Consider the following 12,638-nt stretch of genomic DNA (forward strand, 5'->3'; position numbering starts at 1 on the left):
GCAACACTTACTTAAGCCACAGGCCTGAAAACATAAGGACACACCCTAACGAGAGAAGGAGTTTAGCGAAGACAAATAAGGGCGGCGCTACGGTGCGTGACATAAGGGAGATCTTTTCATAATTGCGAAAATTCATTTTTTTATGCGCGGCCATAACGCCTGAAAATAGAGCACACAGCAAAGCGACGGCAAATTTCATGCCCCAGACGCACAGAAGAGACATAGAAATGATGATGGAGTATTTTTTTGCCACCGCGACAGGAAATAATAAAAATGACAGCGCCAGCCATTTCAAAAAGAAACCAATGACAACCGTAGAAAGCAGAACAAGCACCAACATCAGGCCCGTTGTTATCCACTGTTTTTTATCAAAGGCGCTCTTTTCTTTCCAGATAACCGCCAGCGTCAGGATCAAAAAGAAAAGGAAGAAAAACCAGTGCATTACAATTTATCCCATCGACAACCCCGGCGCCTTACGGTGACGGGGTTGTCGGTTATGTACCAGCCTGAATACGTTTACTTATTAGCGTTGAAAACGAAAAAGCCATCCACTTCCTGCTGGATTGCCGTCTGGTGAGATGCCCCAGGAGGATTGATCGCATTGCTTCCACCGGCAGGATTCAAATGCAGTTCACCGCCAAGCGTGTTTATTTGCGCATTCTGCTTAGCCGTAAAGTTGAAGTTATTGCCAATGATATTAACGCTTCCATCTTTCGATAATTCAATGGCGCTTTCACCGCACTCCAGCCTCAGCGTATTACCCGCTGAAAGAATATAGTCGTTAACCACTTTGTCACTGCGACTGTTACCCGTCAGGCAAACGACCTCCCCTTTAACGCCCGCTTTCTGATTTTTTACAACCCGTAAGGTTTCATCTTCTCCCACATATTGGGTTCGATTCTTTTCAGTCGAATGGGATTCATCATTTTTGACGTTGATATCCAGGTTGCGTTCGGCCTGGAGCCACACCTGCTCGCCTCCCGCCTTATCCTCAAAGCGCAGGGCGTTGGCATTGTCGACAGAACCGTCTTTCGTGCGGCTCATAAAGCCCATCTGCGTCGCTGCCGCAGGCAGCGCCCACGGCGGCATGCTGGCTTCGTTATACACGCGCCCGGTAATAATCGGACGGTCCGGGTCGCCGTTGATAAAGTCCACCACCACCTCATCGCCCACCCGCGGGATCTGCACCCCGCCGTAGCCCTGGCCCGCCCACGCGCTCGACACGCGCACCCAGCAGGAGCTGGTGTCATCGCCCTTCGCCAGACGGTCCCAGTGGAACTTCACCTTCACGCGACCGTATTTGTCCGTCCAGATGCTCTCCCCCTGCGGCCCCACGACCTTCGCCGTCTGCGGGCCGTAGGTGCGCGGCCACGCCGTGCTCTGCGCCGGGCGGTAAGAGACCGACGCCGGGATGACTGTGAAATCAGTCCGGTGAATGGTTTCACCCTCGCCGCTGGCGTAGCGGTTCTCCTCGAAGTGGTATCCGGCCGCCGTCACCAGATACTGGCCGTTATCGCTGAAGAACGGCGCGTTGGTCAGGGTGAAGATGTGGCCCGGCGCAATGCCCGCCGCCGTGGCCGTGGCCTGAATCTGCTGATGCTCCACCTGCCAGCGCTCCTGGCGAATGCGGGCGTAGAACTCCGCATGCCCGGTCTCGACAAAGCGGCCCGGCCAGTCATACACGTCAATGCTGCCCGGTTTCGGCGATGCCGGGTTCTGCTGGGCCTGGAACAGCCACGCGTTCGGCTTGCGGAAGTCGTAGTCGTCGAGGCTGTAAATGCCCGGCGTCACGCTGTCTTCCAGCGCCCACTGGCCGATGCCCTCTTCGTCGGTACTGCCGCCGGATGGCGTCTGGTGATACGGAATCACCTCGTAGCCGCTGAACGGCTGATGCTGGGTGGCGGTGTCGGTGAGCACCAGCGTATGTTTGTCGGCCTCGTGGCTGAAGTGATACGCAATCCCCTCCAGCTCCATCAGACGGCTGATGAAGTCCAGGCTCGACTCCTGATACTGCACGCAGTAGTCCCATACGCGGTAGCTGCCGGTGAGCTTGTCCTCAACGTTGACCTGATGCTCACCCAGCAGGGTTTTCACAATCTGCGGCACCGTCTGACCCTGGAAGATACGCAGGTTGCGGTCGCGCTTCATCGGCCACAGGTCCGGCTCCACCGTCAGCTGGTACACCGCGTAGCGGGTGCCCGTCAGCTCAACGGCGCTCACCGCCACGCGCGTGACTTTGCCGTTGATATAGCGGGAGGTGAGCAGGTTCTGCGTCGGGATGGTCACCGTGACCGGCTGACCGAGCAATTTGCTGCGGTCGATGCGCGCGTCCGTGCCGAGCAGGGTCAGCGTCAGGGCGAACGACTCGGACATCGCCTCGCGGCCGGAGAGTTTCCAGAAGAGCAGCCCCTCGACCGGGAGCTGAACGGTAATTCGGTTGAGCATAATCTGTATTCCGTAATGGTTTATGCTGAAAACGTGTTTGAACGTAAAGCTAATTTTGACAAAGTGGTTTTGGATATGCGCCGGTGCTCTTATGCGTCAGAGTTAGAGAAAGTTATCCTCAGGTGCACTGTGAAATAGCTCCCCTACATGCTGACGAGACGTTCGTGTTGGACCAGTTTATCTTTCCACTTCTGCGGAATACCTGAATAGCCATATAACGCACCGGCCAGTTGACCTGCCGTTGCCGCAACGCGGTCGGCATCGTCCGCCAGATTGGCGGCAAGAAGGATCGCATCACGGAAATTATCCGTATGCCATACCGCCCACATTGCGGCCTCAAGCGTATCGATAACATAACCGCTGGAGCGAATCTGGTGACGCGACTTATGCTTGTACTCACCAGCGTTAACGATCATAACCCTTGCACACAAAGGAAACCGATGAGGCTTGAACAACGCCTCTTTTGGTTAACCACAGCATCGTCACTGTGAAGATCGAGCATTACGCGTCCTTCCGTATTGATGTATCCACAGGGAGTAGATCTTAAGAAACTCTGAAAATATAAACAAAATACTATACAGCCAGACGTTCGAGGCGCCCGCGATATTCAACAACAAAGGGAAAAGGGTCACCGAGTACCGGAAGGAGATCAGACGAAAAACTTCCTGGCAGAGCGCCAGTCTGCTCGCGAAAGGCTTCCCGCTCAGAAAGCACCATGCCGAGGCAAAGAGCGACAACAGCAACAGGAAATCGAGAATAAAGAAAAGCAGCAGAACGCCGGATCCACCACCAGAAAGCCAGTTTCCTGTCGCACTGAAAGAGGATATATCGGATACAAAGGGGACTCTGTTATGGCGCATGGACTGCGCACAGTAGACCACAACAGCCAGCGCATCCATCGTTCCCCAGAAAATGAATACCTGCTTTTTAACACTCATCATTGCTCAAGGAAGTGCACTGTTAAACAACATCACTGGCTCACCGGTGCAGGAGGCCATTTACCGCCATGCTGAATAAGCGTGTCTTTGATTTCAGTCAGCTTTTGATATTCGTCACTGCCCTCTTTCGCCCGGTTCAGATAACGCTGCAGCTGGTTGGCCATTGTCCAGCCATTATCCGCCTTGATCTCAGCGTTCGCGCCACGCTCCAGCAAAAGCAGGACATGATCGTAAGAGTGAAAGTCCAGCGCGGCGATCAGCAACGTATTACCCAGTGAATTGGTAATATTGATGTCCGCTCCACCGTCAAGCATCGCCTGCAGCGTATCGGTGTTTTTTGCTTCGAGGGTCTCGAAGATAATTGGTTCCCCAAACGTTTTATCCTTCGCATCCGGCGATAATCCGCCCTCCAGCATCGCCTTTATCCAGACCCCACTGTCCGCTTTCAGCACATATTCAGCCGGACTGCTCTCTCCTTTAGGCCTTGGCTGGAGCGGATCTGCCCCCGATTTAACCAGAGCGGTAATAATTTTTAGCTGTTCCGGTGTTTTTTTATCGTTAATTGCGTTCATCACCGCCCAAAACAACAGCGTCATGTCCTCTTTACCGGGCTTATTAAGGTCTGCTTGCGACGCTAATTTAATAACCTCATTCATCTCACCGGCTTCAATTGCACGCGCGACTGCGAGCTGCTGACCACTGAAGTAATTGTCTGGTTTTAAATCCATATTTTGCTTGCACCCCTGAACCATAAACATTAAACAAAGCGCTATCCAGCCAGTAATCAATGATTTCACGCGCGACTCCCGATAATGGCGATGTCTTCATCTTTCTGTTGCTCAATACAGTTAATCGCCTGATCGATGCCATGGCGATCGAGAGCACCTCCCGTTCCCCCCGGAAGGTCGTGTGCAATTCCGGCAGCGTTAGGCATGACGGCAGAAAGCTCTTCTTTGGCTATCAGCGCCGGCACGTGTCCTTTAACCGTTTTGAAATCTTCCCAAAGGTTAACTTCCTGAATTTTTGTCAGCAGTTCACCTTCAACCCGGTAAGCCTGAATATTTTCCGTACTGCCCAACAAACTTCCGCCGTACTTCTCTACGGTACCTGAATTTAGACCGGCCGCATTGAAGGTCCATCCCGGCATACCGCTGGCCATTGCGGTAGCAGACGCTAATCCGCCCCCTAAAGAGTGGCCCGCAATGTCCACTTGTTGACCGGATTTAGAGAGTTGTTCGCCAAGACCCACTGCTCTTTTATAATAATCTGACGCCATTCCGAGCCCTTGTGCACCGTTATTTTTCCAGTCAGCCATGTTCTTCATGGGGAAAAATTCGGGTTGCCGTGATCCTCTGAAAACCAACGTTGGGTTCATATCACGACCAAACACCTCTGGGTCGGGTTGATATACGCGGGCCAGAAAATCAGGAGAGGCTGTGTTGTCGAAAAGTGATTTGCTGTTCAGCCCAAGCTTCTTCAGCGCCGCTGCGTCATTACTAATATCCGTCCACCCCTCCGGCACGCCCGGCGTTGTTTCCAGCGGGTTTACGGTCTTATAAACATTTTCCGCAAGCTTCGCTTTCTCCACGGCAATATTATTCGCCGCTAACCGTTTAGCCGCGATCTGCGCATCCGGGTAGAGGCTGTTGCTGCCCTTCGCAATCAGGTCCTTACGGGCCTGCCAGCGTTCGGCTTTGGTCATATTCTGCAACTGAGAGGCATAGGTTTTACCGTCTTTGCCCGGCGTCGGCTGGTCAGGCACCTGCGCCGCTTTGGATTTCACCACCTGCGTCGGCAGCTCCGTTGGCGCAGGGCGGGAACCATAGGTGCGCACCATCGTTTCGTAACGATCGACGATAGTGCTTACCGGGTACCAGCCCAGCCCGGTAAGCGAGGCGGCCTGCAGCCGCCCCTGTGCATTGATGTAAAAGATTTCCGTTACCGATGACCAACTGCGAAAACTTTCGTCAATTGCAACGATTCTGCCCATATCAAGATCCTGCGCAATCAGCTTGCGCGTATCGCGCCCGGACTGATAGGGATTCGCACCGGTGATGGTTCGCAGCAAATCGTAGCGCGTGAACAGCGAGCGCAGCGAATTGTCGGGAACCGACATAATCCACTGCCCGGCGACGGACGGGCGGATAATTTTCGCAAAAAGCGCTGGCGAGACGTTCTCGCTGAAAAGATAGACAAACTTAATGTTATACATTCGTTCCGTCCTGTTCCCTGTCCCTGCCTGACTTACGGATTCACCAGCCAAGTACCCGGCTTGGCAATATCCAGCGTCTGGGTACGCGTTCTCCCGTTGCCCTGCAGTTCAATCTTCGCCTCACCGGCTGGCAGCTTGAGCGATGCATAACCGTTCGTCGCCGGACGCAGCGCTTTTGGCTCGCCGTTCACTTTCAGCGTTTCGCCGTCCTGGATACGGATATAAACCAGCGCAACAGGGCTCGCGACAGGTGGTGGAGCCTGTTCCGCTGCCTGCTCGCTAACCTTCTCCGTTTCCGGCTTCACGTCTGGCGTGTTCGCGGCGGTTTCAGTCGGACGCGTCTCTGCCGGTGCCTGTACAGCCTGCTCGGGCGCATCCTGACCGCCGCCGCTAAACAGCATGGCTCCGGCTACAATGCCCACCAGCACGCCAGCGGCAACCATGCCCGGGATCTTGTAGCGGCGCCAGTCAAGCGCCGAAGCCGGTTTCTCTTCCTCTACCGGAACCAGCATGGTGCCGGTTTTTTTGGCGGTCAGCACATCGTTGATACCGGCGACCGGCATCTCGATCAGCGCCGCGAACTCGTCGATAGACTGCGGACGGTCCTCCATGTGCAGCGCCAGCGCGCGGTCAATGGCCTGCAGCAGCGGGATGGAATAACCCTGCGGCATGATTTCCACCAGCGGTTTGCAGGTATCCTGGATAGAGCGCACCACGCTGACCGGCGGCGGCGATCCCACGATCAGAGTCCGCAGCACGGCACCAAGGGCGTAGATATCCGTCCACGGACCCTGCTCGCTTTCGTTGTCGTCGGTGTACTGCTCAATCGGCGCAAAGCCCGGGCGCAGCATGGTTTCCGTTTCGTCGGAAAGGTTACCGATGGTGCGGCGCGCGGAGCCGAAATCGAGCAGCACCGGCAGGCCGTTATCCTGGATCTGAATATTATCCAGAGAGATATCGCGGTGCAGATAGCCTTCGTCGTGAATGGTTTTGATCGCACCGAACAGCATTGGCAGCGTGCGGCGGATCCACGCCTCGTTGATCAGCTCCGGCTTTTGTTCGCGCAGGCGTGAAAGCGTGGTGCCGCTGTAAAACAGCGTCCCCATGTAGGCCGTGTCGTTTTGCACCCAGAAGCGCAGGACGTGCAGCAGGTTCGGGTGGTTAAAGCGCGCCAGCAGACGGGCTTCCTGAATAAAGCTGTTCAGGCCGGCGGAAAACGCTTTGCCAAAGCGCTCGCTGCGCAGCACGAGGGTCATGTCATCACCGCGCACGGCGAGCGAGGAAGGCATAAATTCTTTGATAGCGATAGTGCGTTCGAGCTGGTGATCCCACGCGCGATAGACAATGCCAAAACCGCCGCCGCCGATCACCTCTTTGATTTCAAACTCGTTGAAGCGGTACCCGACCGGGAGCGCGTTTGGGACAGTCCGATTGTTATCATTATCCGTCATCTTTTACAGTTCTCTTGATGATTATTACGCGGCAAACTGACAGTGAAACTCGCCCTGCTCGCAGGTGACGTGCAGACGTCGGTACTGCTCGTCGCTACGGCTGGCGGTAAGTAAGATCTGGCTCATCTGAGGCAGTAAGGTGTTGGTCAGAATAGCATCCACCATGCGGCCACCGGACTCCACCTCGGTACAGCGCTGAACAATCTGTTCCACCACGCTGTCGTCAAACTCAGAAATAATGCTGTGATTCTCTTCCAGACGGCGCTGAATGCGCTTGAGCTGCAGACGAACAATCAGCCCCAGCATCTCGTCGCTGAGCGGATAGTACGGCACCACCAGCAGACGGCCCAGCAGCGCCGGCGGGAACACCTCCAGCAGCGGCTGGCGCAGCGCGCCGCTTAACGCGTCAGGCTCCGGCATCAGCTCCGGATCGGCGCACATCGCGCTAATCAGGTCGGTACCGACATTAGACGTCAGAATAATGATGGTGTTACGGAAATCAATATGGCGCCCCTCGCCGTCTTCCATCCAGCCTTTATCAAAGACCTGGAAGAAGATCTCGTGGACGTCCGGGTGTGCTTTTTCAATTTCGTCCAGCAGCACCACGCTGTACGGGCGGCGGCGCACGGCCTCGGTTAATACACCGCCTTCACCATAGCCCACGTAGCCCGGAGGCGCACCTTTTAACGTTGAAACAGTGTGCGCTTCCTGGAATTCACTCATGTTGATGGTGATAACGTTCTGCTCGCCGCCGTACAGAGATTCCGCGAGCGCCAGCGCGGTTTCCGTTTTACCGACGCCGGACGGGCCGCACAGCATAAAGACGCCCACCGGTTTGTTGGGATCGTCGAGCTTCGCTCGCGAGGTTTTCACGCGGCGGGCAATGAGATCCAGACCGTGACGCTGTCCAATAACGCGCTGGTTCAGCGTATCGGCAAGGTTCAGCACCGCGTCGATCTCGTTTTTCACCATCCGGCCCAGCGGGATCCCGGTCCAGTCAGAGACCACCGCGGCCACCACGTTTTCATCCACAGCCGCAAACAGCAGCGGTTCATCGCCCTGTAAGGCGTTCAGCGCCTGCTGCTTTTCCGCCAGCTGGCTGCGCAGCTCGGCGCTATCTTCATCGCCCGCCGCGAACAGCGCCGCACGCAGGCGAATAATCTCCTGCACCAGGCTGCGTTCTTCTTCCCAGCGCTGGGCCAGAGCTTCGCGTTTTGTTTCGTACGCGTCGCGTTCTGCGCGTAACGCCGTTACGCGCCCGGCGTCACCGGCACCGACGCGCGCTTCGCGCTCAGCAATCTCAATTTCCACGTCCAGCGCGGCAAGGTGGCGCAGGCAGTCTTCCAGCTGCGCGGGCGGCGCGCTCTGGCTTACCGCGACGCGGGCGCAGGCGGTGTCGAGCAGCGCAACGGCTTTGTCCGGTAGCTGACGCGCCGGGATGTAGCGATGCGACAGCTTTACCGCCGCGCTGACCGCTTCGTCGAGCAACAGCACCTGGTGGTGCGTCTCCAGCGGCGATACGGTGCTGCGCAGCATCAGAATGGCTTTCGCTTCGTCCGGCTCATGCACCTGCACCGTCTGGAAACGACGGGTCAGCGCCGGGTCTTTTTCGATGTACTTTTTGTATTCCGCCCAGGTGGTGGCGCCGATGGTGCGCAGCTGACCGCGCGCCAGCGCTGGCTTCAGCAGGTTCGCTGCATCGCCGGTACCCTGCTGGCCGCCTGCGCCAATCAGGGTGTGGATCTCATCGATGAACAGAATAATCGGCGTTGCGCTGGACTGGACTTCATTAATGAGCGCCTGCAGACGAGCTTCAAACTCGCCTTTCATGCCTGCGCCAGCCTGCAGCATGCCGATATCCAGCAGCCACAGCTGGGTATTTTGCAGCGGCTCCGGGACGTCGCCGTCGGCGATACGCAGCGCCAGCCCTTCCACCACCGCCGTTTTGCCGACCCCGGCTTCCCCGGTCAGCAGCGGGTTGTTCTGGCGGCGACGCATCAGGATATCCACCATCTGGCGGATCTCCTCGTCGCGCCCGACAACCGGGTCAATCTTCCCTTCGCGAGCGCGGGCGGTCAGGTCCTGGCCGTACTGGGCCAGCGTCCCCTGCGCAGCCGGTACCGCACCCGCCGGTGCATCGACGGCGGCTGCGGCCTGCTGCGTCTCTTTGCTGTTGGCGCAGATAGCGTCGAACTGCTCAATCAGCACCTCAACGTTCAGGCGGGTGAACTGTGACGAGATGCTTTTCAGCACGTTAGCCAGATTCCAGGTTTTAAGCATGCCGATCAGCAAATGGCCGCCGCGAATACGGCTAACGCCAAACTTCAGCGAGCCGAAGACCCAGGCGCGCTCCACGGCGCTGTCGATGTGTTCGGAGAGATCGGAAACGGAACTCGCCCCGCGCGGAAGGACATCCAGCGCCGCAACGATATCGCGCGTCAGCTGCTGTTCATCAAGGGCAAAGTGGCGGATGACCTGCTGCAGATCGCCATCCTGCTGCTGCATCAGCTGATGCAGCCAGTGCACCAGCTCAACATAGGGGTTGCCGCGCAGCTTGCAGAACGCAGTGGCGCTTTCCAGAGAGGTAAATAACAGCGTATCCAGTTTGCCGAAAAGCACGGCACGGCTAATTTCTGACATGTTAGTTTCCATTAACAATAATTCGGTATACGGAAGGATTACCGCTCTGCGCGATACACCAGATCGCCACGCGGGACAGGCTGCGGCTGACGGCCCAGCCAGGTGTTGTAGCCTAATCGCCCATTGCTGCCGAGCGTGGTGCCCTGCACCGCGTCTTCACGCAGGATCACCCGTGTTTCCCATTCAAACTCCACCCCGGCGTACTGACGCACCCAGTCGCGCAGCTCGGTGACCCACGCTTCTCCCGGCAGAAAGCGGTTGTACTCCTCCGCGCTCAGCGGGCCAATGTCGATGCGAAACTTATGCTGAACGTCGCGGACGGCGACGCCGAGAAAGGCGGACTCACCCATGCGCGGCATGCGGCGTCCTGCTCCCAGTTGCGCCTGCTCGCGCGTGGAAAGCGGCATCCACTGCGGCACGTTGCTGACCAGCTTGACCGGCGCTTTAAAATAGTTGCGCAGGATCTTCTCCAGCCCCTCCGGATCCCGCCCGTTACGGGTCAGGTGTCCGGCGTGGGTAAAGCGTGCATGCGAGCTCAGACTGCCTTTGTTCATCTGCCCCGGCTGCCCCATGCCAATCAGCGACGCCAGGTAGCCCTCAAAGCGCTTGTTATCGGCGCGATCCAGAGAGACCGCCGGCTGCGCATCCGCCCAGGCGCGGTAAAACAGCAGTGCAAGGCGGTGGTGGAACAGATCGGCAAACGCGCTGAGGCTGGAGTCCTGATGATGGTAAATACGCTCGCGGGCATATTCGGTCATGTGGACCGGCAGCGGGCCGTTCGGGCCAAACAGGCCGAAGCTGAGGATAGAGACCTCGTGCAGCCCGCTTTCCTCCCGCTGACGTACCTGGGCCAGCGTCGACGGCGCAAAACTCATCGACGGCTGCTGGCCGATGCGCAGCGGCTCAAATTTCGGCAGCGGCGCGCGTCCCAGCGGGTAGCGCTCGCCGCCCTGGGCATCAATGCGCCTTAACAGCTGAAACAGATCGTAGCGCCAGGGCGTCTCGCGGACCCCGCTCCAGAACGTATCCGGCAGCCGGGTCAGGCGATGTACGCGCAGCGGTGCAGTGGCAGCATCACTCATATCAGCGCCCTTTTACCCATGCGCGGTGCCCAGTAGCCAATCTCGCCGCGCTGCTGACTCTTCAGGGTGAACTCCGTAAAGCTGTTGATGGACACCAGGCGGGCAAAGAGACGCTCCATTACGCTGCCGAAGAGCCACGGGCTGGCACCGGAAAAGGCTCGCTCATCCACCATCAGGGTAATACCGATCCCGCGGGCGAAAACGACCGGGCCGGGTTCAGGCACGCGGCGGTGAACCGGCTCCAGCACGCAGTGGCGTACCCCCTCCACCTGACGCGCAACGGGCGTTTCTGCCAGGTTGGCGTACAACCCTAACAGCTGGCGCAGCGCGGCCGCGCCGTCTTCATTTTCGCTGTCCATCAGGCTGAGGTAGTTCATCTGCAGCTGGCTGATGAGCCGCCAGGTGCTGAACCCTTCGGCCAGCGCCGGACGCGGCGGCGTCGGCCCTTTACGCAGGGTCAGGGACTTCACGGGCATGGAGTCGGCCATAATGAACTGTCCGAGCTCCTGCTGCAGCATCAGCGGCAGGTCGCGGCTGGTGCAGAGCACCTCGGCAGAGATATAGCGCAGGTTTTCCTGCCAGGGAGCGTGCTGTTCATCCACCAGCGAAATAAAGACCTCCGAGCCAATATAGCCGGTACGGGTGCCGTAGCGCAGGGCGTGCTCGGAAAGCACGCGCTGTTCACGACGCAGGGAAAAATAGGCTCCGTAGTTGCCCGCATCGCCGCTCCAGGTGCTCCAGAATGGACGAAACGTCTGGTCATCACGCTGGCCGTCGGCGCTGCCATAGATTTTTTTGACCGCATAAATTTCATAATCCAGCGGACGAATGTTATCGACCACCAGATGGTATTCATGCTGGCCTTCGTTCAGCTTCTGACGCGCCGCGACCTTTGGGAACAGGTTGATGACTGGCGTACAGTGCAGCGCCAGATGGCTGGCATCGACCACGCGCTCCAGCTGTTCATCCGACTTATCCAGCAGGATGAAAATATCAAAGGCTTTTTCGTTTTCACAACGCTGAATCAGCTTGCTCAGACCGCTGAGGCTGATGAAGCGGAAGCGGGCCGGAAACGCGAAATACTCCTGCAGCAGACGGTAGCCGTCAAAGTTGCGCAGATCGTCCGGGAGCAGCGCCTGGTCAGGCTCAAAGCCTTCCTGGCGAAGCGCGTCAGACGCCAGCAGCTGTCGCTGCGGCTGCGGGCTGACCGTCTGACAGACGATCCCGGCGTGGTGCTCCATCACCAGCTCCAGCAGCTTCAGCGCTTCAATGTCCGGACCGCCGAGGAAGAATTCCAGACGGTCGAAATCCAGGTGCCCGAGGTTTTGCGGGCCGTCGCAGGCGATGCGGATCCGTAAGGCGCTGTTGATCCCCCGCTGGCTCAGCCCCAGCTGCGCGAGCGGCAGATCGGCGGGCACGCCGCCCAGCTCGACCCTGTCGATTTTCAGCGGCAGCAGGTTAACCTCGTGCGCCGTGGTATAGCTGCAGGTCACGCCGGTCTTCTTCAGCGCCAGGCTGTCCATCATGGTACCGCGGGGCACAATGAAGCCCTTGCTCAGGTCGCCCCTGCTGCTGTCGGGCTCAATCTCCGCGATCGCCATCGACGGCGTGGGCGCGAGATAGTTAGGCGCAATCATCTCCAGCAGACGCTGGGAGAAGCGCGGAAACTCCGCGTCCATTTTCATCTGCACGCGGGAGGTCAGGAAGGCGAAGCCCTCCATCAGACGTTCGGTATACGGGTCCGCCACTTCGATGCCGCGCATGCCCAGCCGTCCGGCGACTTTAGGGTAGCGTTCGGCAAACTCGGCCCCCATTTCGCGCAGGTAGGCCAGCTCACGGTTGTAGTATTCGAGCAGTTTACTTTCCATGA

9 protein-coding genes and 1 pseudogene are annotated in these 12,638 nt (G+C 57.9%); all 10 read right to left on the minus strand.

Annotated elements, in window-relative coordinates:
• Positions 1–7 precede the first annotated feature (7 nt).
• The 10 genes and pseudogenes from KW829_RS02150 to tssF all read right to left on the minus strand — a co-directional run bounded on the left by KW829_RS02150 (position 8) and on the right by tssF (position 12,636).
• Complete coding sequence (locus KW829_RS02150) at positions 8–442, minus strand: hypothetical protein (protein WP_218307503.1); 435 nt, start codon at positions 440–442, stop codon at positions 8–10.
• A gap of 74 nt (positions 443–516) precedes the next feature.
• Complete coding sequence (locus tag KW829_RS02155; RefSeq protein ID WP_218307504.1) at positions 517–2,445, minus strand: type VI secretion system Vgr family protein; 1,929 nt, start codon at positions 2,443–2,445, stop codon at positions 517–519.
• 102 nt (positions 2,446–2,547) lie between these two features.
• Positions 2,548–2,909, minus strand: a pseudogene (locus KW829_RS02160) (ADP-ribosylglycohydrolase family protein); the annotation flags it as partial.
• 18 nt (positions 2,910–2,927) lie between these two features.
• The gene (locus KW829_RS02165) at positions 2,928–3,383 is read right to left on the minus strand and encodes a hypothetical protein (RefSeq protein ID WP_218307505.1); all 456 of its coding nucleotides are present in this window, start codon (positions 3,381–3,383) and stop codon (positions 2,928–2,930) included.
• A 32-nt stretch (positions 3,384–3,415) separates the two neighbouring features.
• Positions 3,416–4,141, minus strand: coding sequence for an ankyrin repeat domain-containing protein (locus KW829_RS02170; RefSeq protein ID WP_256350462.1), 726 nt, complete (start codon positions 4,139–4,141; stop codon positions 3,416–3,418).
• 35 nt (positions 4,142–4,176) lie between these two features.
• Positions 4,177–5,595, minus strand: a complete 1,419-nt coding sequence (locus tag KW829_RS02175) for a phospholipase (RefSeq protein ID WP_089601512.1) — start codon at positions 5,593–5,595, stop codon at positions 4,177–4,179.
• 32 nt (positions 5,596–5,627) lie between these two features.
• Entirely contained in the window at positions 5,628–7,046 is a 1,419-nt protein-coding gene (locus KW829_RS02180; protein WP_218307506.1) for a serine/threonine-protein kinase, read from the minus strand.
• Positions 7,047–7,070: 24 nt separating this feature from the next.
• A complete protein-coding gene (gene tssH / locus KW829_RS02185; RefSeq protein ID WP_218307507.1) occupies positions 7,071–9,686 on the minus strand; it encodes a type VI secretion system ATPase TssH in 2,616 nt (871 codons plus the stop codon).
• 38 nt (positions 9,687–9,724) lie between these two features.
• On the minus strand, positions 9,725–10,768 hold the full coding sequence (tssG, locus tag KW829_RS02190; protein ID WP_148399876.1) for a type VI secretion system baseplate subunit TssG: 1,044 nt from the start codon (positions 10,766–10,768) through the stop codon (positions 9,725–9,727).
• Positions 10,765–12,636: a type VI secretion system baseplate subunit TssF gene (gene tssF / locus KW829_RS02195; RefSeq protein ID WP_120158030.1), complete on the minus strand. Its 1,872-nt coding sequence runs from the start codon at positions 12,634–12,636 to the stop codon at positions 10,765–10,767. Before tssF ends, tssG begins: the two co-directional genes overlap by 4 nt.
• Positions 12,637–12,638: the final 2 nt, after the last annotated feature.

This window comes from Enterobacter sp. ENT02 (assembly GCF_019219165.1).
Classification (GTDB): Bacteria; Pseudomonadota; Gammaproteobacteria; order Enterobacterales; family Enterobacteriaceae; genus Enterobacter; species Enterobacter mori.

What these genes read in the sequence shown, in the direction of transcription:
- tssG (WP_148399876.1), bottom strand. Translation starts at nt 10,768, where the DNA reads ATGAGTGATGCTGCCACTGCACCGCTGCGCGTACATCGCCTGACCCGG.
- tssH (WP_218307507.1), bottom strand. Translation starts at nt 9,686, where the DNA reads ATGTCAGAAATTAGCCGTGCCGTGCTTTTCGGCAAACTGGATACGCTG.
- KW829_RS02170 (WP_256350462.1), bottom strand. Translation starts at nt 4,141, where the DNA reads ATGTTTATGGTTCAGGGGTGCAAGCAAAATATGGATTTAAAACCAGAC.
- KW829_RS02155 (WP_218307504.1), bottom strand. Translation starts at nt 2,445, where the DNA reads ATGCTCAACCGAATTACCGTTCAGCTCCCGGTCGAGGGGCTGCTCTTC.
- KW829_RS02150 (WP_218307503.1), bottom strand. Translation starts at nt 442, where the DNA reads ATGCACTGGTTTTTCTTCCTTTTCTTTTTGATCCTGACGCTGGCGGTT.
- KW829_RS02165 (WP_218307505.1), bottom strand. Translation starts at nt 3,383, where the DNA reads ATGAGTGTTAAAAAGCAGGTATTCATTTTCTGGGGAACGATGGATGCG.
- tssF (WP_120158030.1), bottom strand. Translation starts at nt 12,636, where the DNA reads ATGGAAAGTAAACTGCTCGAATACTACAACCGTGAGCTGGCCTACCTG.
- KW829_RS02180 (WP_218307506.1), bottom strand. Translation starts at nt 7,046, where the DNA reads ATGACGGATAATGATAACAATCGGACTGTCCCAAACGCGCTCCCGGTC.
- KW829_RS02175 (WP_089601512.1), bottom strand. Translation starts at nt 5,595, where the DNA reads ATGTATAACATTAAGTTTGTCTATCTTTTCAGCGAGAACGTCTCGCCA.